Below are 22825 nucleotides of genomic sequence, written 5' to 3' on the forward strand. Positions count from 1 at the left end.
ACATGAGTCTGAAATATACCTGCCCCAGCTGTGGAACCCCATTGGGTTATGAGGGATTGTGTTGGAAATGTAAGTGCGAGCAAGAACGGCAAGCTGCTCTGGCCTGGATGCCGGAACAAATTGTCGAAAAACAAAGAAACTTGATACAGAACATCCAGAGGCTGGCTGATATGGAGGACCCAGAGTTCGCCGACTTTTGGCAGCTGCTTGGCTACCATGATGCCATCACCCCGGAGATTCAGCGAGTGGCACTGGCCGCAGAGGTGTTCTGGCCCTGTGAGATCTATTATCATGCTCCCGCCGATGTGCGGGATGGTCTGATCCATGCGCTGTTGTCCGCAGAATATTCCAGCGCGGCCTCCAACCTGATGAGTTGCCTTGCTATGCAAGGAGATGACAAGGCAATGGAGACTCTGCTGGAGCTGGAGCGAAATCCCCGGCCCTGGCGTAAGGGTCTCTATGTAGATCCATCCAGCTATGCGCAGATCGGAGGCTGGACCTTCGACAAGGAGGGCCAGAGAATCCGACTGGGCTTCGATACCTGCTATCCTATGGTCAAGGGAACCACTGGCGAGAAATCTCCCGTCCGCATTGGCCGAGCACGGGAGGACACCTGTCCCCACTGCGGCGGGCGGATGGTGGATATTTTGGTGCTGGATGGCCGGGATGAGCGGCTCCGGTTCCTGGGGCTGGATGGTATTCTGACTGCCACCTGCTGCCCCAACTGTGTGGGATTCTTGAAAAGTCCAGCCTTTAACAGTTTTACCCTGGATGGCGGCGTGGAAGTCTTTCCCTCCGAGCTCTTTGACGGGGCGGAGAAAACGGATTGCTATGTCAGTCCCGAGGACTACAAGGCCCTCACGGAAAATCCCTTTGTGCTGGGCGAAGCGCCCGTGCCCCTGTTTTACGGTGCGGCCCGCCAGGATGTGAACACGGTGGGTGGCTTTGCCAACTGGGTACAGGACGCGGAATATACGACCTGCCCCCACTGTGGGAAACCTATGAAATATCTGGCCCAGATTCAGTGGGATACGGTGTTTGACTGTGCGGAGGGCACGCTCTATGTGGAATTCTGTCCAGACTGCCAAATCGTATCCATGCAGCATCAGCAAACCTGAGAGGAGACCTTGCCATGAGTTTGCCAAAGCGTGATGGCGTACATGACCGCTACTATCTGATCCACAAGCCGGACACTTCCCTGGAGGTGCTGGCGGAGGCGGATCTCTGCATTCAGGATGTGCTGAACGGAACCGCTCGTGAAAATCACTCCGCCTACCCGACTGTGGTGCGAAATCATAACGGAACACCCTTTCTCCCGGATCAGCTGCTGGAGCGGTATCTGACCGGGCTGCCGCTGAAAGGATTTCCCTGTGAGGATGCTGCCTCTCTCTGCGACGCCATGCGGCGGCTGGTGGGCTGGCAGGAGATCCGCTATACATTGGAGAAATACATAGAAAAGCAGGTGCAGGAAAGGTATTTTGAGGCTGGAGAAAAAGAGGATGATTTTACGCCTTACCCGCCTTGTACTGTGTGGCCGGAGCTGCGGCCGGAGGATGTGGATGAAGGCCTGCTGCGCTTTGCCTGCCATGTGGCGGTCTGCCATACGGTGTACGGGCAGAGTTTTGAATCCCTCACCACCGAGCACATCCTCGGCCTGGTCTCCCAGCTTCGCCCAGATATGGTGAAGCAGCTGAAAACAGCCGGCAGCGGCAAATTACCAAAGGACATCCAGCAGCGTAAGACGGAGCATTTCAACGCATCGGCCAATGATGCGTTTGCCACTATCCGCATCACCGCCAGGGACTCCACGGAGGAGTGCTATGCTGAAATCCTGGACTACCTGTGTGCGGTGCTGGAGCAGGAGGAATTTCCCCGCAGTTACTCGGTGGAGTTCCGTGGGAAGGAAAAACTCTATCTGCCCATTCCCGGCTTGCCCCAAAAGGGCGTCAATCAGCTCTTTGCCTGTGCTGTGCAGCACCCTGATCTTCATCCGGCTATGGAGCGATACGCTCGTTTGGCTATGCGGGAGTTTGAGTGGTATCAAAACCTTGCGGATGAAGCCTGCGCCATGCCTGGCACCTTTGCCGTGTTCGCCCTGGGACTGGAAGGGCCGAAGTGGTGGCGGCTGGTGTGCGATTACCTGGATCGATGTGATGACGAGCACTCCTCTTTGCAGGAGAAGTTCCTGCATATTCTGTTCAAGCAGTACGGGTTCACTGCCCAGTCCCTGCCGGTGCTGGTCCACGGAGTACAGTCCATGCAGAATCTGAAGCCCGCAAAGGAGTTCCGCGCCCTGATCGCCAATGAGGAGAGCCTGGATGCTCTGCTGGAGATCAAAGGGCATCTGGAACATTACCTGCCGGAAGAATCCGGCAATGACAAAAGGGCGCTGGCCTACCTGTGGCGTGATGTGCTCTGGGCCATCTGGGGCACAGCCTCTGAAAACGGCGGCAGCAAGGTCATCAAGACAGCGCCCAAGGAACTGAAAGAGAAATACCAGCAAGTATTTGCGTAAGGAGGGCTCTGTATGTGCGAGCACTGCCGAAACATTCAAACATGGAGAAAATTTGACGCCCCAAAGGACTATCTGGCCTGTATTGCTTACATTCAGCAGTTGGTGTCGGAGGGGGAATTTGAACTGATGCAAGAGGAATCCACCTGCCCACTGGAGAAGGTAAAGACAGAGGATGGCTGGGCAGACGAAATTATGGCTCACATGATTAGGTGCAAGCACTGCGGCCAGATCTTCACCTGTGTGGTCAACACCTGGCGAGGCAGCAGACACTTCAAAAAAGGCAAAGGATGACACGGAAAAGGCGGTGAAATGATGAATCAGGCAGAAAAAGCAGAGCTGCTGGAGCAGCTTGAGGAGTGGAATGATGCGGACGAGTTCTCACGATGTATTGAGGCCATCGAGGCTATCCCGGAGCAGGAGCGAGATTATTTGCTAACCGTCAAGTTGAGTCGGGCTTACAGCAATCTGGCGGTCCTGGGAGATCATGGAGAGCACGGAACCGGCAGTGAAGTGGACGGAAATCTCATCCAGCACGCCATCCGACTGCTGGAGTCCGTTCGCACCCAGGGAGAAAACGACCCTTACTGGAACTCCCGGATGGGCTATTCCTGCCTGATGGCATACAGCTCCGCAGCCATCGCCTATGAATACGCAAAACGCTGGCTGTCCCTGGTCCCGGATGACCCAGCCGCCCAAAAACTGGTTCGGGACTGCGAGGAATATCTGGAGGAGGAAAAAGCTCTGGAGCTGGATTTAAAAGAGCGGGAGGAAATCATCCGAAAGGAAACTCCCGATGATGTAAAAAAGGGGGGGGTATCTGTAAATGAACAGCGAACAGATCACAGCATTTTTACAAGAGCATTGGTACATTGCCTCGGTGCTCATCGGGGCCGTGATTTTGTTTGGAGCGATCCGCAACTGGAACTGGCTCTGCGACCCCACTGGTACGCGGGATGCCCATCGACACAGCAGAGGATACCGGCGTGTGGTTTTCTTTCTGCTGGGTGTCCTCTTGATTGTGGTGAGTATCTGGGGATTTGTGCTGAAATTGAAATAAGAGGTATATCTATGAAACTGAATTGTAAACGCATTGATTTTACATATACACCCGGTGAGGAAATCTTCAACTTTCCCGAGGAATCGGGACTACCCTTTATCTTCGATGTAGAGGAAGAACTGACCGGCGATCCTGCTGTCATGGATGCGGTGGGAGAAATGCTGGATGAGGCGGAGAAATTGGCGGAGAAGGCCAAAGCCGCCATCAAAGCGGCGCTGGCAGACGAGGACAGCCGCTACCATAGCGTTGTGACATTTTTCATGGAGTTCCATCGGGACGATGTAGGCCCGGATATTGTGGCGGAACTTTTTCCGGGAACCGACCCAGCCAAACTGTCCTTTGCTGAGATGGTTGACTTTTTGAAGCTCAAGCGGTTCGGCAGTCTGGTGGATAGCGAGATGAACCAGCAAGTTTTCATTCTGGATCTGTCCTTTAACCCGGAGATTACCGACGAACTGATGGTAATCTACTTTGATTTGAACAAGGAGATTTTCTGTATCACACATGAGAGCTGAGCGTGACTGACATACACGAGGAAAGGAGCAATCCCTATGAAAGCATTTGACCCCAATTACAAGCTGCTGGACGAGATGTATCAGGACGATTACTATCCTGCTTTTCTGGTGGACAAGGTAAAGGACGAGCTTCAGAAGGTCATCGCCCTGCTGGAGAGTGGCGAAACCGACACCGAAGTGGTGCAGGAAACGCTGGACGAGGCGGTCTGCGGCATCAATGATCTCCAGGAGGAGTTTGACGAGAACGACAGCGAGATCGAAACGGTGGCACGGGAGTGTATCGCGGCAACCGTGGCCTACATTCTGGAGTGGTTTGGCATTCCCATTGACACCGAGGAGGCCATCCGGGAACGGGATTGGTGAGCCCTATGGCAGAAAAAGAACGGACCCTTTGTGATGAGTGTGGCAGCCTGTTTTTCAAAGGCTCCTCACAGATGATGGGGCTGTGCCCGGAATGTGCTCATGTTCTCTATGGCTACCCGAATTGTGACCATCATTTTCAGGATGGCCGGTGTGTGAACTGCTACTGGGATGGCTCAAAGAGCGCGTATATCAAGAAACAGAATCAACAGGAGGAAACTGCTATGCCTACAACTGAATGGCTGAACAAATACGAAGCAATCAAGGATAAACTGACCTGTAAAGATGACTTGGAAGGCCATTTCACAGAAAAAGTGATTGGGAACATGGCGGTGGATGTACTGGACATCGGTGTCGTCCATTTTCCCACAGGAACGATTTTCGCCTGCGATCCTCTGGTGGAGCTGGAGGATACACCGCCCTTTATACAGACGATCCCCGCCGGGACTTATCCCGTAAAGATCTGTGTGGTGCCCAGTGAGAAATACGGCGACCGCTATGCCTGCGTCAAGGTGGAGGTCAGTCGGGAGAAGCCTGTCCGCTATGAGCTGGGCATGACCGGCAAAGAGGATCTGGACGAGGAACTGGGCGAGGACGAGTATTTTGGCTTTGGCGTAGACGCTGGAATGGGCTGTGTGGCGGACATCCAGACCCAGGCGGCCTTCAAGACCTACTGGGCCAAGCGTTTGGAAGAAGACCCGGACATCGACCCCTACAACGATCTGTTCTGCGATCTTCTGGAGGAAAACGCCAAAGCCCACCCCAAATATCAGGGGGACTGCGGCGACTGGCTCAACTGGACGGTGCCGGACACGGACTGCAACCTGCCCATCTTTGCCTCTGGCTGGGGGGACGGCTATTATCCCGTCTACTTCGGCTATGACGCAAAGGGCGAAGTCTGCGCCGTGTATGTGCGCTTCATCGACATTGAAGATAGTTACAAGGAGCAGGAGTAAGGAGGAAAGCTATGGAATGGCCAAAACGGGCGCGGACAGCGGATTGGGAAAATGGTGTCCTGGCCTTAGATAGAGAGAAACAATTTGAAGTCCCGAAGCTGACCGCAGAGATCATGGAGCGGTTGGCCGGTTACACCCTGGTGGGCTTCCATGTGAAAGGGTATCCGGTGACGGATGAACTGCTGGCCCCCTTTGCCGGGCATAAAAGCATGGTCAACTTCGGCGTGGAAAACGGCACCCTCACCGACGCCTGTTTCCCCGTTTTTTCCGCCATGCCCAAGCTGCGCATCCTGCTGCTGACCGGGAACGCCGGGATCGACGGCAGCGGCCTGTCCGCCCTGCAAGGCTGTAAGCTGGACCTGCTGACCCTTGACCACACTGGGCTGGATGATGCCGGTCTGCTCCAGGCAGCCTCCATCCCCAAGCTCTCTCATATCTGGATCGACCACACTGCTGTTACTTATGATGGACTGCTGGCTGTCGCCGGCAACAACTACATCAAGCCAGTGGCCCATGTGCAATTTACCAAGGAGCAGATGGAACACTTCTCCCAGCTCCAGCGGGAAAAGGCCAAAAAGCCCGTCCAGCTGGATGAGCAGGCAGCGTCGGAATGCCGCAGTGTGTTGTCCGCTTTCTTTGCCGAAATGACAGAATGGGAGCAGTACATGGAGCAGGTTGGGTTTGAAGATGCCGAGGCTGTGCCCCGCCTGCTGGCGATCTGGGAGAAGTATGTGAGCGAAAAGCCCCGTCTGGGCTATCGGCCTCTGGCCCTCTCATACAGCGCCCAGGGCACCTACAACGGGGAAGAATTCCTTGACGCGGAGCAGATCACTAAGAACAAGCTCTACATCTACACCAGAGAGAAAAATACCAGCTTTGACCGCCGCTTTCTCATGAAGCGTGTGGGCGAGGGCTGGAGGATCGACGGGGTGCAGGAGCGGCTGGACGGCTGGCAGCGCACGGGATTGTGAGGCATCACATGGCTTGGAAATATGAAACTTTTGGCCCAGACGGTCAATGCAAATTGTTCGGTGTGAACATCTTTGACTACAACTGGCAAACCACCGGCAAGCGAGTAAAAGTCAAAGACCCGATCTATCACCAAGACCATACCTTCGAGGTCTGGCAGGTGGAGATTGACGGGCAGATCCACCGCTTTGCCGCTGGAGAGTTCTCCAACTGCGTATGGGGATTCTATCTGGAAAAGAACTGATGAGAGGAGTGTGTGGGCGCATGAGCCGAATTGTTGATGAACCCTACTTTACATACAGTGCATACAACGCCCTGACCTCTGGCATTCAGGTGAAATGCCCCAAGTGCCATGGCGCAGGTGTGGTGACAGCGGATGATGACAACGCCTATTTCCGGTGCCTGAGCTGCGGCCACCGGATGACGCAGGATCGGACGATCTACCGTTATGATGTCCATAACCAGTGCAAAAACTGCGGCAGGTACTACCGAGTGGATATTGAAGATACGGCAAAGCAGCATTTTCCCGTCCTCCATGTGACCTGCCCCTATTGCGGAACAACCATGTCGGGAGAAGTTCATAAAACAGCGGAGGCGTTTTCATATATTGGCGAAATCAGAGATGGACGAGAACCTTATTTCGGGTTGGAACTATGGTTTTTGACTTCATTTCAGGGAAAACCTGTATGGGCACTCAACCGAGAACATCTTGCCTATCTGATCGGCTATCTCAGCGCCGGACTGCGGGAAAAGCCGCCGGGAAGAGCGAAAATGACCCAGGCCGACCATCTCCCCACCTTTATGAAAACCGCAAAGAACCGGGAGCGGATCGTGAAGCTGCTGAGGCAAATGCAGGAGAAATGAGGATGGAACAGAAAGTAATTTACAACGGCCAAATTCTTACTCTGACTCGGTTTTGGGCAACAGGAGAACCTTGCCTGTGGATCACCGACCCACAGCAGATCGAGATGCCCAAAATGGAGTTTGTGGGAGGCCACCCGGACGAATACTGCATTTTCCTGAAAAATCTGACGGAAACAGAACTGGCACAGATCACATCTCTGGACGGCGCTCCACTGGATGTGAAAGAAGAACTAAGCGACATCGAATGAGGAGAACACTATGAAAGACCTTTGCCAATACGGAAACCGACCGGAGGACGAATGGGAAATCTTGCCCTGGATACCCGATCCGCGTCCGCCTTTCAAAATCTGGGTGAAGCCGGAGCAGATTGCGCCATTCTTTCTCATTCCCCACCACCCCTATGCGCTCTCCCTTCTGCTGAAAATCAACGATGGATTCCGGACGGAAGAATTCCGTCGGCTGGGACTGACTGGAAGCAGCGGAGACTGGGAGCGGCTGGTCCGGGGCGTGATACGGGAGTTCGAGGAAAACAACAGCGGTGTGGGTCTGTTTAACTTCGACTCTGACGAGGATGTGTTCTGCGTGTATTCCCAATACATCGACGATTTGATGATGTTGGCCAAAATGATCCGAGTAGCCTGCGCCGATGAAAAAGCGATGCGGACTTATCTTGGCAAGATCGAGTACATCAAGCTCTTTTGGGAGGGCGCACCGGAGGGTGAACCATCGGTCATCCTCTATGAAGTGGATACCGAAAATGAGCGGCTGGCTCTCCGCTCCATCGACATCTTTGCAGATTGCCGCACCCGTAACATCCCTGACCTTTACGACGGCGCCATCGAGATCACGCCGATCCCCACCGTGGAGGAATTGAACGCCCATGTCTGGGGCGAGGAATTCCACGCCTGCATCATAGAGCAGGCGGAATTTGAGGCCATCTGGGAAAGCCGATTTTATAGCGGAGCGTTTTGAAAAGCGAGGAATGACAATGGTTGAAATCAATCGTGTCTGGCTCAATGTGGATACAGACACCAACAAAATCACACTATTCGGCCGCCCCCGTGTATCCATCCGTGTGGATGAGTACATTTGGAGTTTGATCGAAGAACATATCGTGAAGCCCCATAAGCTCATGCGCAGCGAAAAGCATAGGTATCTGCTGAAAATTTCTTTTCACCGATTTGATCCGGTGCGGCACCGATATTATCCGCTTTCCCCGTATAATGGGCCGCTTCTGGAAGGCGTCAAGCCGGACAGCGCAAACGGATGGTATCCCCGTGAGAATTTTGCAGACACTGAGTATCGCACCACCTGGTTCTCTCCTGATAAAATCTGGACAAACTGCGGCAACAAAGTTCTGGATGTCAATGTTGACGCTGCCAATGTAAGCGAGAGCATCACCCCCAGAGAATACGCAGACTTGCTGTTCGATGGGATTGGTGCTGCACTGGTGTTTAACTTCAAAAGGCTCAAGCGCGAGGAGTTTGATGAGCTGAAACCCAGGATCGACTGGAGCATGGTAGAGAGCTTTCCCTTTCCAGCAGCCTTTGAGGAGCAGCAGTACATTGGGGACGAGGGCAAAATTCATGTGTATTCCTGGGATGGCCGGCAGGAAACGGACCTTGTAGGCCCCTATTCCGTGCGGGAGTTGTATCTGGAGCATTTCGGAAAATAGTTGGGAGGAATCTGATGAAACAGACAGATATTTATACTGAGGCTCTGATCTGTCTGCGGTCGATTTTACAGACAGACCACCCGGAATTCAAAAACTGGATCGGCTGGCTGGAGCGGGACATTCAGGACTGGAACCAGCAGCGGGAGGTTGCCCACCATCTTCGGGCATACGGAGGTATGGGCTCGTTCAACGACCTGCCCAGTATGCGTGGAAATCACGACTATATTTTCGGCTTTCTCAAGTCCGTGTGCTATGCCTTCGGCCATCTTTATGGCAAACGGGAAGGCATTTCTCCGGAGGCATTGATGGAGGAGTGCCTGCACGATGTAGAGCAGGCAGCCTATCACCCCCATAAGGCACTGAACCAAGCCATTGCCCAGCACTTGATGCAGGGCGATTTGCAGGAGAATCTGGATAGGCTGTAGGAGGACTTGCTATGAACGAAAAACTGTCCCGTCCCCAATTCAATCAAATGGACACCACCGAGAAGCAGACACTGATGGAAAGCCTGGCTGCTCGTTATAATATGACCTTTCTTGATCTACATACTTTTGACCGCTGGGGCCAGAGCAGCACCACCGGCATATTCGAAAAAGATGGCCGGAAGTTTGTCTTTGTTCCCGGCGATACCGTCACCCTGGGCTGGGAGCAGTTTGCCGTGGGACTGAATCAGGAGAGCCGGGAGGAATTGGAGTATCTGTTCCGGGAATGGGAAATGGAACCGCAGAACCCGGAGGAGATGATCCGGGAAAGCATGGCTCCCGTCCGGCAAGCGGCCATTGGCCCCATGCTGGTGGGCCGGGAGCTGGAGGAACTCTGCTGGGAGTCAGTCAAGATGGACGATCCCAGGCTGACCGCCCACCCTGACTGGCTGAAGGAGTTCCGTGACTTTGCCTGGAGTGACAGCAGCAGTCTTACCTTGCACCAGTCGGCCCGCATAGAACGGACGGAAGATGGATTTCAGACCTGGATCTATAACCGCACAGACTACGATGAACTTCTTACCGGGCTGGAAAAGCAGGGGCTTTCGCTGCCCACAGCAGATGAGTGGGCCTACCTGTGCGGCGGTGGTTGCCAAACCTTGTTCCCCTGGGGAGATGGGTTAGACTACTCCATGCGTCTGCACTGGTTTGAGAACATGGATGAGGATGAGAACCGGCCCTATGACATGGAGGAGCCCAACTTCTTCGGCCTGTCCATCGCCTACGATCCCTATATGCGGGAAGTGGTGCAGGCTGATAGGCTTACCACCTGCGGCGGTGACGGCGGATGCAATATCTGCGGTGGGCTGGGCCCATTTCTCGGTTTCCTACCCTGTTCGCCCCACTGTAAGCCAGAAGTGCAGGAGGACAATGAACTAAACGGAGATTATGACTTTTATCGGCCTATCATTCGGTTGGAGAACTATGATTGACAATAGAAGCTTGATACGAAATAAAGAAAGAGAGGTGCCGACATGGGAGCATGGGGCATAAAAGCATTAGAGCGTGACGAAGGGTTGGATGTACTGGACATCCTCAAAAATGAATATGTACCGGAGCATCCGGTAATGGATCTGGGCGAGATGATCGAACTGATGAAAGAGGAAGTCATGCTGGGATCTGACTTCTCACAAATCGACTTCCTCTTTGACAATACTGCGATGGCTCTGGCGGAGCTGTATTTCCAATGGAAGGATAACAGCAAACTGGACTACGATCATGAAGAAGCTATATGGGATAAAGTCACCGGTTTCACAGCATCCAAAGAAGCCCTTGCTTTCCTGCTGCGGCAGCTCACCGACATCAAAAACGAGGTGCCGGACGAGGACGGCATCCGTGAGATTGTGGATCTTTGGAAGAACGAGGACAGCGGTGAGATCGCTCCTGCGTGGTTGGAACACTTGAATCAGCTCATTGATCGACTGGATTCAGAACAGGAGGCACGACAAATGTATATCAAAAAATACTGGGGCAACTTTATTGGCGGTTCCGATGACAGTCTGAACCTTGTGGCATTTTTAGAGGATCAGAAAAAGGAGGAAATCCCCCTCAGCGAGATTTTCGCCAAGATCGGTCTGGACAAGCAGAGCTGGGACTTCCGCCAAACCGTGGAGTATCTGGAGTTTACACACTCCGATGGCGTGGAGATGGACTTCCACTTCGCCATTGATGTGGTCACCGATCTGGCCGCTATCCTGCTGGAGTGCAGCGTCAGCGGCAGTGTAAACCTTCAGGATCTGGACGAGTACAACACCCCCGTCTGCCGTATCCGCATCACTGCTACGCCAGAGGAGCATGACGCAATGAACAAGTCCCTGGCGGACTTTGTCCAAGATCCCCTGTCCTATGACATCAGCGAGATGATGGGCGAGGATGAGATCACAGATATGGCTTATCAGGTGGAGATGCTGCGGAAAGAGCTGTACGAAGCCTCCGGCCGCAACCGGGACTACCATGTAAAGGCGGAAGATGTGAAACATCTGCTTCCCGACTGGAAGGGTGCCGATGGCTGTATCGCCACCAACCGCATCACGGTGGAGGGCTACAAGGTTGGCTACTGCTACCGGGAGGAGCCGGACGGCGGCTGGGACAGCGGCTGGCGCTTCACCGCCGGTGACGAGAGCGAGGCGTACATGGACGATCCCAACAATGCCGGGATCTACAAGCTGAACACGATCTGCAATGACGATCCCGACATCATCCCTTTGCTGAACACCCCCGCTCCCTGCGCCTTTGAGCGGGATGAAAATGGCGTGTTCCAGCAGATCAAAGACTGGAAACCAGATGAGGACGAGGAGGACCCTGATATGGATATTTTGAAGCAGTGCCAGAAGTGGCATGAGGAGGACAAACACCAGAAAATCGTTGACGCACTGGAGGCAATCTCTGCCGAGGAGCGTACCCCGGAAATGGATATGGAACTGGCCCGCGCCTACAACAATCTGGCGGACTCCAGCGAGCCGGAGGGAAGGAAGCTGCTTCACCAGGCACTGGAACTGATGCAGTCCCATGAGGAGGAACTGGGAGATACTTATTCCTGGAATTTCCGTATGGGGTATGCCTATTATTATCTGGATCAGGAGGGCCGCGCTCTGCGGCATTTTGAAAAAGCTCTGGAACTGCATCCCGGTGATGATCCTAAGCTCAACACCCGACAGGACATGGAGGAACTAATTGACTCGTGCAAAAAGGGTATTTCTCTGCCGCAGTTCTGGGAGTGCTTCCGGGAACGGACAGAGAACTGGTGGGAAACCTTTGCCGAGATGGAAGCAGAGCTGCGCCAGATGATGGACGAGGACAAAGATCACACCCGCGGTGCGGAGATCGTGGCCCAAATGGAGGAAACCCTGAATTTGGTTTTTGACGAGATTTCCTTCGAGATGGGCTTCAACGGCGAAAAGCATGAGCTGATCCTCACCCCGGAGGGGGATAAGGTCAAACTGTTTGAGCTGGTCTACTTCCAGAAGCACGCCCCCAAGGAGGTGCTGGAGCACTGGAATATCCTTGTGGGCCGTCAGCCTCTCCAGAACATCGGCCTGCGTACTGAGGATGGCTGGGACATCTCCGGGGAGGATGTGCAGATCTGGCTGGAGGAGCAGGGTGAAAACAGCTTCGCCATCTCCACCTACTGCGAAAAGCTGCTGCCTATGCTCCGGGAGGAAGAAGGCCGGGCCTGGTGGATGCTCACTACCCTCACCGACCAAGTGCTGGGCGAGATCTCCCACATGAGATACATAGACAGCTTTGATGTGCTGGAGGAACCCAAGGCAGAGCCGTCCTTCCTCCTGTCCCAGCTGCCCGACAAACTGCGGGAGCAGGGCCTGGAGCTCTCCACCGACCCGGAAGCCTATCTGGAGAGCTACCTTGGTTACAAAATGGAACCCAAACAGGACCCGGACGCCGATTGGCGGCTGGATGTAATGGCCGGTTCCACCTGCTGTGTGCCGCTCATCAACGGCTATCTGAATGCCGACAATGATTTTATGGACGATCTCCATGCCGACGGCGCGGTGGCGGGCTTCTTCTGCTATCCCCTGGATACCCTGCGGGAGGAGGAAGGCAGTCAGAAAATTTTCGACTTCCGGGACAAACTGGAGGAAGTGCTCACCGGCGGGGATGGTTCGGAAGTGCTCACTCTCACCGGCGGGGCTACCGGCCTCTACTGTGGCTATGTGGACTTCATCGCCTGGGACATCCAAGAGGCGCTGAACATGGCGAAAGAGTTCTTTGAAGGCACGGACATCCCATGGGCCATCTTCCACACCTTCCGCCGTGAAGCCGGTTCTGTACCCCTAAAGCAACAAGATGATGGGACAGAAACTGAGAATCAGGATGACGAGTTGGACGAAACGCTGACGGGCATGGACTATATTCCTTACACCCAACAGAACGCCGAATCCTTCTTCCAGCAGCTGGAGCAGTGGAACGACGAGGATGAGTACACCCGCTGTATCCAGGCACTGAATGCCATCCCGGAGAACTGGAGGAACTACCGCACCGCCTACGCCCTGGCCCGTGCACTGGAGAACTACGCCATCATCGGGGACCATGACGAAGGTACTTTGAAATCCAAGGGAGACAAAGCCCTTCTGAGGGCCATTGAGGTGCTGGAGTCCGTCCGGGAGGAAGGCCAGGACAAGGCGGAGTGGAATATGCGGATGGCCTATGGCTATCAGTATCTCTATGGTCAGGAGGAAAAGGCCATCCCCTACGCCGAGCGGTGGGCGGAGCTGGACCCCGAGGACGAAAATGCCCCGGCAGTAATTCGGGAGTGTAAGGCGGAGATCCGGAAACGCCAGCGCAGCCGGAAGAAGAAGGCCAAATTCGTGCCCGGTGATACTCCATTTGAGGGCTTCGACCTCACCAACTTCTGGGATGATAATTGGTATGCACTGAAAGAATATGTCAGTGATCCGCCTTCCGATGAGCTGATCGCCAGCGTGGAGGAGGAACTGGGCTACAAGCTGCCCGCCGCCTACATCTGGCTGATGAAGCAGCACAACGGCGGCATTCCGGTGAACACCTGCTATCCCTGCGATGAACCTACCTGCTGGGCAGATGACCATGTGGCCATCACCGGCATTTTCGGCATCGGACGAGAAAAGAGCTGCTCCCTCTGCGGAGAGCTGGGCAGCCAGTTTATGATCGATGAGTGGGAGTATCCTGCCATCGGTGTGGCCATCTGTGACTGTCCAAGCGCCGGACACGATATGATTTTCCTGGACTACCGAGCTTGCGGCCCCCAGGGAGAGCCTGCGGTAGTCCATGTGGATCAGGAAAACGACTACAAGATTACCCATCTGGCAGACAGCTTTGAGGAATTTGTCCGCGGACTGGAGCATGAATCCCTCTATGATCCGGATGAAGATGCAGAGGGTCTTGAGGATGACGCCGACGAGGAGGAAACCGACCATAAGGGTTCCTTTGCCGGATCTGTGCTCCTCTCCAAAGCGGAATGGGACAAGGAGCAGTTGATCCGGAATCTGCGGGAAGAATGGGGCATCGTAGATGAGGAGCCGGATGAGGGCGACGAAGATGATGAGAACAGCGATGACGCTGTGGTAATGCGGGTCGGCGGCATGATGCTGATCGTGACACTCTTCCACGGTCACATCCCGGACAATGAAGCGGAGATCAACGCCGAAAACAACTATATGTGGCCAGAGGCCGTAGAGGTGGCCAAAGCGCACAAGGCCCATATCGTGGTGGCTGTATTGGGCGAGGAGGAAAAACTGCTGGAACGGGGTAAGCTGTTCACTAAGGCGATGGCAGTGTGCTGCAAGCAGAAATATGCCACCGGTGTCTACACCAGCGGCGTGGTATTTGAGCCTCGTTTCTATGAGGGCCTTGCCGATATGCTCAAAGAGGACGAACTGCCCATCTTCAACTGGGTTTGGTTCGGCCTGTACCGGAGCGAGGGGGGCCTAAACGGCTACACCTACGGCATGGATGTGTTTGGCAAGGAGGAAATGGAGGTGTTGAACACCGACGCTGAGCCGGAGGAACTGCGGGACTTTTTGGCCAGCCTTGCCTCCTATGTGCTGGCGTGTGATGTGACACTGCAAGACGGCGAGACCATCGGTTTTTCTGCGGACGATAAGCACACCATCACCCGCAGCCCCGGCGTCTCCCTGCCGGAGGAACAGATGACCCTGAAGATCGGTTACGAGCCTATAAAGGGAGATCCGGAGTATGACAGCTGCGACCACTCAGACAATGATGACACGCAGGATGAGGAAGAATTCAGTAATCCCGAAGTCTACACCGAGGAGGAGATGGAAGCCGTCGAGGGGCACATTGAGCAGTATTTCGGCAAGTTCGAGAATGTGTTCCATGAGCTGGTTTCTCCCGACATCCATGTGGACATCTGCGTGGTGCCGCCCTCTGAGGAGCGGGACTACTGCACCCTGGTCACCATGGGCATGGGCGCTCACCGGATGAATGTGCCGGAGGAACTGGCGGAATATAAGCTGGAGCGGGCGGAGCTGGCCATTGCCCTGCCTGCGGACTGGAAGCTGGATCAGGAGTCCATGAAAGACGAAAAGTGGTACTGGCCCATCCGCCTGCTGAAATCCTTGGCCCGCCTTCCCATTGCCAGCGATACCTGGCTGGGCTTCGGCCATACCATGGACAATGAGGAGGATTTTGCAAAGGACACAAAGCTGTGCGCCGCCATTCTGACTGGTCCCCAGGATACCGAAGATGGCAGCGAGGTCTGCACTCTGCCGGGCGGCGAGGAGGTCAACTTCTATCAGGTGATTCCTCTCTACCGGGATGAATTGGAATATAAGCTGGCCCATGACGCGGACGCCCTGCTGGGCAAAATGAACGGCATCAGCTTTGTGGTGGAGCCTGATCGTCAGGATGCTATCACCCGTGGCACCCTTTCCAATGATGATTTTGACGGTGAGATGGACGATGCTTCCTATCATATCGAGAGCATTGAGGAGAAGGAACTGCCTATTGACCCCATCAATGCTTATAACCACATGGCCATCTACCTGCGCTGGTGTATGGAGCACGACCTGATGGGCGAGGACTTCTTGAAAGAATACAGCGAAGTGACCAAACAGGTCAAAGCTGATCCTGCCAATGTGGATCTGAGGGAGTTTATCCGGGATGAGCTGGACGGCTGTCTGTTCTCTGTGCTGTTCAATCAGCAAGGCCGTGCCTTTGCAGGCTATTACTACGGAGAGGGCGACAGCCCCTACTATCCTGCCGACATTGATGACTATGCCCTGAAATATTTTGGTCCGTCCCGATACCACTCCAATGAATTTCAACAGGAGGCATACTTATTCATCCCATTTGATGAGAAATACTATCAGACCATGGCTCAAGTGATTGAGGAACGCTTTGAAAACTGGCAGGGACAGGACTTCGACGAGGATACGCTGGAGCCTTCCGAGGTTGCTCAGGCCATCATGGAGTATCTGGACTGCGAGTGTACCTATTTCCCATCCATGGCAGATGATGACCCCATCATGTCGGCATACAGCTACGCCCAGCGGCTGGGGGTACGGGAGGGCTTTGTTCCCGTGCTCATCAAGGCGGATGATGAAACGCTGTTGGAGTGTCTGGTGATGAACGCCGACCCGGAGCATGATGCGGACTGCTATGAATTTGACCTCAAAACGGTAGAGGAGTACCGGAAGAAGATGCTCTCCGCTCCTGTTAAGGACGGAAAGGCGATTTTGGAGGAATTGACCGGCCAGCGCAAGGAAGAAGCCGAGGACGATGATCTGGACTGGGAGGAGGAAGTCCTGGGCGAGATGGAGGGCGGAGAACCCAACGACCGCTTCGCAAACTATTGGAACGATGATACCGGAATGACATATCCGCTCATTCTGGCTAAAATTCCGGTAAAGAACCCCTGGGAGATCTTCGCCTACCTGCCCTTTGGAAATTGGAATGAGTGTCCCGATACACCGGACCTGATGGCAGTGGCGAAATACTGGTTCGAGCAACATGGTGCCATCCCTGCCGCCATGAGCCACGATGAATTGGAGTTTGAACTTCCAACTCCGATCTCCAAGGAAAGAGCTATGGAGGTGGCTGTGGAGCAATATGGTTTCTGCCCAGATCTGGATCAGAATGAGGATGGAAGCATTGGCTCCTTGGCAGATGTCCTGTGGCAGTCCACCGTCTGGTACTTCTGGTGGGATTGATGGGAGGTGCGACCAATGACAGAATATCAGAAAACCTATATCGAACTAAAAAAACAGTTTGTTGCGACCAATGAAGGTCCAGACAATGTCCGCGCTCTATATACCTTCAAGGAAGAACTTGAGCAGAGTGAGGATCAGCAGGCCAAAGAAGTGCTGGTGGATGTGTATGATCTACTGGACTTCAAAAAGGATGCCTATGAACTGCTCTGCCAAATCGGAAATCGTTCCGATAAAAAGACCCTCAAGCGGCTGGGCACGCTGAAGGACTATGCGGAAAACTGGGGCAATCATTATGCTCTCCCCAAGCCCAAAACGCCGGAGGAAAAGCAGAAAGAAAAGGAACGGCAGGCCCAGCTGGGCCTGCCCGCCTTCCGGTATCACCCAAACCCTCTGGAAACTGGGGCTTTTGAGGAATCCGCAGACGGCGTTGTCTGCGACTGCTGCGGCAAGACGACCCATATTTTCTATACAGGCCCCTTTTACGCTGTGGAGGATATTGAGTATCTGTGCCCGGAGTGTATCTCCAGTGGCGAAGCAGCCCGGAAATATGACGGCTGCTTCCAGGACGATTGCTCTCTGGATAATGGTGTAGACGATCCAGAGAAGCTGGACGAGCTCATCCACCGAACTCCCGGCTACTCCGGTTGGCAGCAGGAATACTGGCGCGCCCACTGTGGCGACTACTGCGCCTACCTGGGCCATGTGGGTGCCAGAGAACTGCGGGCGCTGGGTGTGCTCGAGGAAGTGTTGGACGATCCCATGTGGGATGACGAACAGAAGAAAATGATTCAGGAATCCGTCAATGGCGGGCATCTGCAATGCTATCTGTTCCAGTGCCTCCACTGCGGAAAACACCTGGTCTGGATGGATTTTGATTGAGGTGGCAACATGGAGAAGAAGGATTTTCCCAAGGGAACCAAGCCCCGTGAGATCTTCGTCTATACCTGTGAGCGGATCGCGGAGCCTTTGAACCCGCTGGGCTACAAATACCGCAAGAGCAAAAATGACATCTACAAAAAAGACGGCATCTTTGTGTTCTCCTTTTACTTTTCCCCCTCCATCCGCTTTGGCTCCACCACTTTTACTGCCTTCTTCGATGTGAGTTCCCCGGTGATTGCCCAGTGGCGCAGTGAGCAGGAAGGGACGGAGGAAACCTATGATGGTATCGTGGGTACCTCCATCGCCCGGCTGACCCACCGGTATGATGACTTCCCCCGCTATGAGGTATCTACTCTGCTGGAGCGGGAACGCTCTATCCAGGAAATTTCCGGGCAGATCCAGGACTATGCACTACCATTCTTTGCCCGGTTTTCCAATCTGCCCAAGCTGCTGGACGATGTGGAACAGGAGGGGTTCTTCCCCCATCGGAAGGGGTTCGATGTCCCTAAGCGGAATCGGGAGTTCATCGAATGCTTCCGGGAGTATCTCCAAAAGCAGTAGGAATCAGCAGAAAGGAAACAACACCTATGTCAAACAGTAGAGTATCCACTTGGAGTGGAATCCGGAACAAATTGGAGAATGACTACCTGTGCCCGGCACTCCGGGGCCACATCCAGTATTTTGCCACCAGTTACAGCAAAAGCGCCGACCATGAGGGCCGGGCCGCCATTCGTGTGGACGGCGTGGAAGTGCTGCGGAGCAACTACTACACCTATTTTGAAAATGTGTGGACGAAATTTCATCACTTGCGCTCCACCACGCTGAAAGATCACGACTCCGCAAAAGAGGCCATCAATCAGGCTCATGCCTATGCGCTGGAGCAGGGCACCTTTGACCAAAAGGTGTTCTATGAGGCGTTTGGGATCTTTGACAACCAGAGCATCGAGAAAAGCCTTGTCAGCGAGAATCCCCTTGTCCGTATCTTTGCCCTTCTGGATCGCAGGCTTGGCAAGCGCCGCCTGCTGGCTTTGGAGGACTCCATGGAGCAGGAACTGGACTGGGTGCGGGCTTTCTATGTGATCCGGTTGCAGGCCGAAGGGCTGATGGAAGCGAATAACATTTAGGAGGAACCACCATGTCACAGATCGCGTCCTTTTATCTGATAAAAAATAACCAGCGGCAGGAGTTGTCCGACGGTGACTGCTCCGGCGCGGTCTATATGGCCATCTGGGACTGGTGTGAGAGCGAACTGGATCTGGATGTCCGTTTTCCTGCTCCCCAGACGGAAGACACCCTGGACTGCGCTCTGCTGGAGGGAGAGCTGGCGTCTCAACTGCTGGCAGCTCTGCGGGAGCAGGATCTCCCGGAGCTGGCCGCTGAAATTGCCCCGGACTGGGATCTGCCCACCGAGGCGGTGCAAAGCGGGCTTAATACGCTGCGCTCCCATCTGGAACTGGTGCAGGGCGATGCTGCTCTGCTGTATGAAATGACATGAGAACGGAGGGATACCATGCTGGCAAAGCGGTTTGAACACATTTTACATGATCTGGGCATGGCTGGGCTGGAACACCCTCTGTTCTACCATGCACCGGTGGGCATTCGTTTTAAGATCGGCGGGGAGGAACCAATCTATCTGGATAGGCGTGCGGCGAAGCTGAAAACCAACCCCGCTTATGTTCAGGGGGCGCTGGACCGAGCCGCCGCGATCTATCGGGCACTTCCGGCGGTGTCGGACCTTCTGCGGATCGACGGGTATCCCGATGAAGAACCCGCCGAGTCCCTGCTGACCGTTATCCGGCAGCGAGTGGGCCTCCCAGTTCCCGATGAACAACTTTCGGCCACAGAGCAGGATGAAGATGGGGATACCCATGCACAAGTGCAGTTTTACTGGGATCTCAGCAAGATCAGCTTTCAACCAGAGCTGCTTCTTCGGGAAATCATTCTGGGGGACATCGGCGGCTGGAACGGCTTTGTGTCCAGCGTCTATCTGGCTGGGCCGGGGCCGTTCCTCTACCATTTGTACGATGACCGTGGGCTGGATGTGCTGGGCGGCTCACAGAAGCTGCTATTGCCTCTCTATCATCAATTTCATGACTGGATTTTGGAATACGATCTGGAGAAGATTGACCAGATGTTCGCTCCAGCAAAAGAATGACTGCATAACAGAAAAGGAGACATTGCTATGGGACTTGACATCTACGCCGGGACGCTGACCCGGTACTATTCTCACAACTGGAAAACTGTTGTTCAGCAGTGGGCGGAGGAAAACGGATACACCTTTAACCGGATCACCCCGGATGGAGAACCCGCCGACAACGAGGAGGAGCTGTCCCCGGCTGAGATCCAGGCGGCAGTGGAGGACTGGCGGGATCAGATCTTAGCCGCCATTTCCCAGCCGAACCAACCGCCCTACACTCCATGGCCGGAGGACAACGAGCGGCCCTATTACACCGATAAGCCGGATTGGGATGCCTTCGGCGCTATGCTGCTGGTAGCCGCCTGTCATACATACGAGGAACCGGTGCCTCCCACCGTGGAGAAGGACTGGGACTTCGGGGAGCATCCCCTGATTGCCCGCCTTGCATCGGACGAGGAGCGGGTGTGGTCCCTGCTTCGGGGCGCGACTTGGTGGCTTCCCCTCACCGACAGCTTTCTATTCCAAGGCCCTCTGCCCACCGATGATCAGACGATGATCGCCACCTTGGGCGGACTGCGGAAGGAGCTGGAAAAGCTGAACCAGCTGGCATGGCAGGCCGATGAGGACACCATCCTTGGCTGGGCAGACACGGAGGGATACCCGGTAGACGGAACCATAGACTCAGATGGACAGTACAGCAAGGCAGACATCCCAGAACACACCCAGTATGACACTCAATCCCTGGCCAAGTTTGTCTTCTCCATGTTCTGGCGGGCCATGCGGTTTGCGGAGGAGCAGCAGGTGCCCATTCTGCTGGATTATTAAAGAAGATTCGTCAGGAGGTGGAGACCGTGGAGCAAAAACGCCCGGCAGATATATTTCAGGAGCTTCTGGACTACCTGTGGAAAGGCTTGGGCCTGGAGGAAAAGGGCTGGAAGCGGCTGAAAAAAGGCGACTTCAAAAAGAAAATGAAAAACGGGCTGACCTATCAGATATGGTTTGACCGGAGGCGCTACAACTACATAGACTACGAAATCGGCCATGGAAATGTAGAGGTGGGCTTCACCTGTATCATAAAGCAGGGAGATGACCGGCTCTACTCTTTCAAAATAGAACCGACAACAGGCGGTTCATTCTTTCGGATGCTGACAGAGGACCTGCGGCTGAACACCGGGCTGCTGGACACCTTTCTGCCCCTGATCAAAGCCCACTACCTTGACTTTATCGACCGCTTTGAGGCGGACCCAGCAGAGGCATTACATCTGGTCTGCGCTCCCTTTATCCAGCCGGAGGATTACAGCTGGTGCATCCATGTGGATGAGCAGATGGTGGAACGGTACGGAACACCAGAGCAGCTGGCGGAGTACCGCCATCAGGCGGAATTGCGCGGAACGCCTGAACACAAGGCAAAGAATTGGATGGGTTCGATGTTGTTCCACCTCTCCCACGCCAATGATGTGGATCAAGCCTGGGCCTCAAGCCGCACCAGAGAGGAACTGGACCAGGTGGTGGAACCCTTTGTGCAGGCCAAGCGGCAGACAGGACAGTGGACACAGGAGGATGAGGCGGGCTATCAGCTCTACCGGCAGGAAACAGATCCGAAGAAGCGCACCTTTCGGGTATGGTATCTCATCGCCAACCCCCGCGGCCTGCCGAAAGAGTTTGTCCAGAAAGAGCTGGAGTTTCGGTGGAAACTGTTCCCAGAAAAGAAGGAGGAACCCAAATGAGCAATAAAGCTTTCCAGCAAAATCTGGACGACAAAAAAGGCCCCCAGCCCGGAGGTCCCTATCTCATTCAGATGCTGTTCAAAGAGCCGGTAGAAATGCCGGATAAAGAAAAAATGACTGCCATAATGGAGAAGCACATCGGATCAACAGAGTGCTTCTGTTATGATAAGAAAATGGCCGGCTTTGCCGCCCTGGATCATGTCGCGGAATTTCAGGACGGCAAGTGCCCGGTACAGCTGATGGTGATGAAATGCGACAAGTTCAAGGGCAAAGGCTTTGATGCCTTTCTGATGAGCCAGATGTGGGACTGCCAGGAGGACCGTGACCGGATCTTCCGGGAGTGCAAATATCAGGTGGTGGCCACCGATATGCTGACTGCGGCGCTTCCAGCGCTGGAGCGTGCCAACCTGGATGCCGACTTTCTGGAGGCTCTGGCAGAGCTGTACCCCACCTGTGAGGCGTTCTATTTCCAGAACTGCGGCAAGCTGTTTCTGGCAGAGGATGTGCGCTCACATCAGATTGAGGGGCCGGATCGGTTCATCCGCTTTGGCGTCAATGTCCGTTTCTTCAACATCGAGGGCACGGAGGATATGCTCATCGACACGGTGGGCATGAGCACCCTGTTTTTGCCGGATCTCCAGTACCACTTCCACGGCATGGACCCCAACTGGGTGGTAAACCACGCCTATAATGCAGCGTCCTATATTCTGGAGCATGATAACCCCATTGAGGATGGGGAAACCATAGACGGCGTGGCGGATGGCCAGATGTGCCGGGAGATCCAGTGGAAGTGCCAATATGAAGATGCCTTGATCCAGCCGCCCAGAGGGGTGCTGGACATCAACATGGGAAACTATGCTTCGGGAGGACGCTGAATGAATGGCGTTGTGCTCCTGGTAGGCGGACTTCTGCTTGTGGCGGTGATCAAGCTGATTATAGATCGAAATTGGATCGGCCTGCTTCTCTGTGCTGTCGCCCTGCTTCTGGTCTTTGGGGCTGGACACCATACAAAATAGGCCATT

At 54.4% G+C, this 22825-nt stretch carries 24 protein-coding genes; all 24 read left to right on the forward strand.

From position 1 onward, the window contains the following. The first annotated feature begins 2 nt into the window (after positions 1–2). On the forward strand, positions 3–1118 hold the full coding sequence (locus WMO29_RS09360; protein WP_349164587.1) for a hypothetical protein: 1116 nt from the start codon (positions 3–5) through the stop codon (positions 1116–1118). Between the two features lie 14 nt (positions 1119–1132). Beyond that, positions 1133–2515 (forward strand): DUF6138 family protein, encoded by a 1383-nt coding sequence (locus tag WMO29_RS09365; RefSeq protein ID WP_141267620.1) that lies wholly within the window; start codon positions 1133–1135, stop codon positions 2513–2515. A gap of 12 nt (positions 2516–2527) precedes the next feature. Continuing rightward, positions 2528–2806: a hypothetical protein gene (locus WMO29_RS09370; RefSeq protein WP_154239007.1), complete on the forward strand. Its 279-nt coding sequence runs from the start codon at positions 2528–2530 to the stop codon at positions 2804–2806. Positions 2807–3583: 777 nt separating this feature from the next. Beyond that, entirely contained in the window at positions 3584–4087 is a 504-nt protein-coding gene (locus tag WMO29_RS09380; RefSeq protein ID WP_002588985.1) for a DUF2004 domain-containing protein, read from the forward strand. 36 nt (positions 4088–4123) lie between these two features. Then, positions 4124–4450, forward strand: coding sequence for a DUF5713 family protein (locus WMO29_RS09385; protein ID WP_002588986.1), 327 nt, complete (start codon positions 4124–4126; stop codon positions 4448–4450). A gap of 5 nt (positions 4451–4455) precedes the next feature. Next, positions 4456–5403, forward strand: coding sequence for a DUF4241 domain-containing protein (locus WMO29_RS09390; protein WP_349164588.1), 948 nt, complete (start codon positions 4456–4458; stop codon positions 5401–5403). Between the two features lie 11 nt (positions 5404–5414). Then, the gene (locus WMO29_RS09395; RefSeq protein WP_349164589.1) at positions 5415–6374 is read left to right on the forward strand and encodes an NTF2 fold immunity protein; all 960 of its coding nucleotides are present in this window, start codon (positions 5415–5417) and stop codon (positions 6372–6374) included. A gap of 8 nt (positions 6375–6382) precedes the next feature. Beyond that, entirely contained in the window at positions 6383–6616 is a 234-nt protein-coding gene (locus WMO29_RS09400) for a hypothetical protein (protein WP_117528093.1), read from the forward strand. A gap of 20 nt (positions 6617–6636) precedes the next feature. Continuing rightward, complete coding sequence (locus WMO29_RS09405) at positions 6637–7236, forward strand: hypothetical protein (RefSeq protein WP_117528091.1); 600 nt, start codon at positions 6637–6639, stop codon at positions 7234–7236. A gap of 2 nt (positions 7237–7238) precedes the next feature. Further along, complete coding sequence (locus tag WMO29_RS09410; RefSeq protein ID WP_020225637.1) at positions 7239–7484, forward strand: hypothetical protein; 246 nt, start codon at positions 7239–7241, stop codon at positions 7482–7484. 10 nt (positions 7485–7494) lie between these two features. Next, positions 7495–8208, forward strand: a complete 714-nt coding sequence (locus WMO29_RS16765) for an Imm51 family immunity protein (protein ID WP_117528089.1) — start codon at positions 7495–7497, stop codon at positions 8206–8208. A gap of 16 nt (positions 8209–8224) precedes the next feature. Next, positions 8225–8911, forward strand: a complete 687-nt coding sequence (locus WMO29_RS09425; protein ID WP_206671295.1) for a hypothetical protein — start codon at positions 8225–8227, stop codon at positions 8909–8911. A 14-nt stretch (positions 8912–8925) separates the two neighbouring features. After that, the gene (locus WMO29_RS09430) at positions 8926–9336 is read left to right on the forward strand and encodes a DUF6966 domain-containing protein (RefSeq protein ID WP_117529870.1); all 411 of its coding nucleotides are present in this window, start codon (positions 8926–8928) and stop codon (positions 9334–9336) included. An 11-nt stretch (positions 9337–9347) separates the two neighbouring features. Next, positions 9348–10325 carry a hypothetical protein gene (locus WMO29_RS09435; protein ID WP_176833165.1) on the forward strand — a complete coding sequence of 326 codons (978 nt, stop codon included), beginning with the start codon at positions 9348–9350 and terminating at the stop codon, positions 10323–10325. 42 nt (positions 10326–10367) lie between these two features. Then, positions 10368–17060: an immunity protein Imm33 domain-containing protein gene (locus WMO29_RS09440; RefSeq protein WP_349164590.1), complete on the forward strand. Its 6693-nt coding sequence runs from the start codon at positions 10368–10370 to the stop codon at positions 17058–17060. A gap of 15 nt (positions 17061–17075) precedes the next feature. After that, positions 17076–17939 (forward strand): CbrC family protein, encoded by an 864-nt coding sequence (locus WMO29_RS09445; protein ID WP_141267631.1) that lies wholly within the window; start codon positions 17076–17078, stop codon positions 17937–17939. Between the two features lie 9 nt (positions 17940–17948). After that, positions 17949–18500 carry a DUF4304 domain-containing protein gene (locus tag WMO29_RS09450; RefSeq protein WP_006059611.1) on the forward strand — a complete coding sequence of 184 codons (552 nt, stop codon included), beginning with the start codon at positions 17949–17951 and terminating at the stop codon, positions 18498–18500. Positions 18501–18526: 26 nt separating this feature from the next. Continuing rightward, positions 18527–19063, forward strand: a complete 537-nt coding sequence (locus WMO29_RS09455) for an SF0329 family protein (RefSeq protein WP_006059612.1) — start codon at positions 18527–18529, stop codon at positions 19061–19063. Positions 19064–19074: 11 nt separating this feature from the next. Next, positions 19075–19434 (forward strand): hypothetical protein, encoded by a 360-nt coding sequence (locus WMO29_RS09460; protein WP_006059613.1) that lies wholly within the window; start codon positions 19075–19077, stop codon positions 19432–19434. 15 nt (positions 19435–19449) lie between these two features. Beyond that, on the forward strand, positions 19450–20094 hold the full coding sequence (locus WMO29_RS09465; protein ID WP_349164591.1) for a DUF3885 domain-containing protein: 645 nt from the start codon (positions 19450–19452) through the stop codon (positions 20092–20094). A 27-nt stretch (positions 20095–20121) separates the two neighbouring features. Next, entirely contained in the window at positions 20122–20901 is a 780-nt protein-coding gene (locus WMO29_RS09470; protein ID WP_141267633.1) for a hypothetical protein, read from the forward strand. A 26-nt stretch (positions 20902–20927) separates the two neighbouring features. Beyond that, a complete protein-coding gene (locus tag WMO29_RS09475) occupies positions 20928–21803 on the forward strand; it encodes a spondin (RefSeq protein ID WP_349164592.1) in 876 nt (291 codons plus the stop codon). Next, positions 21800–22678 (forward strand): DUF4261 domain-containing protein, encoded by an 879-nt coding sequence (locus tag WMO29_RS09480; RefSeq protein WP_008723407.1) that lies wholly within the window; start codon positions 21800–21802, stop codon positions 22676–22678. Before WMO29_RS09475 ends, WMO29_RS09480 begins: the two co-directional genes overlap by 4 nt. Further along, complete coding sequence (locus WMO29_RS09485; RefSeq protein ID WP_006059618.1) at positions 22679–22819, forward strand: hypothetical protein; 141 nt, start codon at positions 22679–22681, stop codon at positions 22817–22819. Positions 22820–22825: the final 6 nt, after the last annotated feature.

The sequence above is a fragment of the Laedolimicola intestinihominis genome (assembly GCF_040096155.1).
Classification (GTDB): Bacteria; Bacillota; Clostridia; order Lachnospirales; family Lachnospiraceae; genus Laedolimicola; species Laedolimicola intestinihominis.

What these genes read in the sequence shown, in the direction of transcription:
- WMO29_RS09360 (WP_349164587.1), top strand. Translation starts at nt 3, where the DNA reads ATGAGTCTGAAATATACCTGCCCCAGCTGTGGAACCCCATTGGGTTAT.
- WMO29_RS09365 (WP_141267620.1), top strand. Translation starts at nt 1,133, where the DNA reads ATGAGTTTGCCAAAGCGTGATGGCGTACATGACCGCTACTATCTGATC.
- WMO29_RS09370 (WP_154239007.1), top strand. Translation starts at nt 2,528, where the DNA reads ATGTGCGAGCACTGCCGAAACATTCAAACATGGAGAAAATTTGACGCC.
- WMO29_RS09380 (WP_002588985.1), top strand. Translation starts at nt 3,584, where the DNA reads ATGAAACTGAATTGTAAACGCATTGATTTTACATATACACCCGGTGAG.
- WMO29_RS09385 (WP_002588986.1), top strand. Translation starts at nt 4,124, where the DNA reads ATGAAAGCATTTGACCCCAATTACAAGCTGCTGGACGAGATGTATCAG.
- WMO29_RS09390 (WP_349164588.1), top strand. Translation starts at nt 4,456, where the DNA reads ATGGCAGAAAAAGAACGGACCCTTTGTGATGAGTGTGGCAGCCTGTTT.
- WMO29_RS09395 (WP_349164589.1), top strand. Translation starts at nt 5,415, where the DNA reads ATGGAATGGCCAAAACGGGCGCGGACAGCGGATTGGGAAAATGGTGTC.
- WMO29_RS09400 (WP_117528093.1), top strand. Translation starts at nt 6,383, where the DNA reads ATGGCTTGGAAATATGAAACTTTTGGCCCAGACGGTCAATGCAAATTG.
- WMO29_RS09405 (WP_117528091.1), top strand. Translation starts at nt 6,637, where the DNA reads ATGAGCCGAATTGTTGATGAACCCTACTTTACATACAGTGCATACAAC.
- WMO29_RS09410 (WP_020225637.1), top strand. Translation starts at nt 7,239, where the DNA reads ATGGAACAGAAAGTAATTTACAACGGCCAAATTCTTACTCTGACTCGG.
- WMO29_RS16765 (WP_117528089.1), top strand. Translation starts at nt 7,495, where the DNA reads ATGAAAGACCTTTGCCAATACGGAAACCGACCGGAGGACGAATGGGAA.
- WMO29_RS09425 (WP_206671295.1), top strand. Translation starts at nt 8,225, where the DNA reads ATGGTTGAAATCAATCGTGTCTGGCTCAATGTGGATACAGACACCAAC.
- WMO29_RS09430 (WP_117529870.1), top strand. Translation starts at nt 8,926, where the DNA reads ATGAAACAGACAGATATTTATACTGAGGCTCTGATCTGTCTGCGGTCG.
- WMO29_RS09435 (WP_176833165.1), top strand. Translation starts at nt 9,348, where the DNA reads ATGAACGAAAAACTGTCCCGTCCCCAATTCAATCAAATGGACACCACC.
- WMO29_RS09440 (WP_349164590.1), top strand. Translation starts at nt 10,368, where the DNA reads ATGGGAGCATGGGGCATAAAAGCATTAGAGCGTGACGAAGGGTTGGAT.
- WMO29_RS09445 (WP_141267631.1), top strand. Translation starts at nt 17,076, where the DNA reads ATGACAGAATATCAGAAAACCTATATCGAACTAAAAAAACAGTTTGTT.
- WMO29_RS09450 (WP_006059611.1), top strand. Translation starts at nt 17,949, where the DNA reads ATGGAGAAGAAGGATTTTCCCAAGGGAACCAAGCCCCGTGAGATCTTC.
- WMO29_RS09455 (WP_006059612.1), top strand. Translation starts at nt 18,527, where the DNA reads ATGTCAAACAGTAGAGTATCCACTTGGAGTGGAATCCGGAACAAATTG.
- WMO29_RS09460 (WP_006059613.1), top strand. Translation starts at nt 19,075, where the DNA reads ATGTCACAGATCGCGTCCTTTTATCTGATAAAAAATAACCAGCGGCAG.
- WMO29_RS09465 (WP_349164591.1), top strand. Translation starts at nt 19,450, where the DNA reads ATGCTGGCAAAGCGGTTTGAACACATTTTACATGATCTGGGCATGGCT.
- WMO29_RS09470 (WP_141267633.1), top strand. Translation starts at nt 20,122, where the DNA reads ATGGGACTTGACATCTACGCCGGGACGCTGACCCGGTACTATTCTCAC.
- WMO29_RS09480 (WP_008723407.1), top strand. Translation starts at nt 21,800, where the DNA reads ATGAGCAATAAAGCTTTCCAGCAAAATCTGGACGACAAAAAAGGCCCC.
- WMO29_RS09485 (WP_006059618.1), top strand. Translation starts at nt 22,679, where the DNA reads ATGAATGGCGTTGTGCTCCTGGTAGGCGGACTTCTGCTTGTGGCGGTG.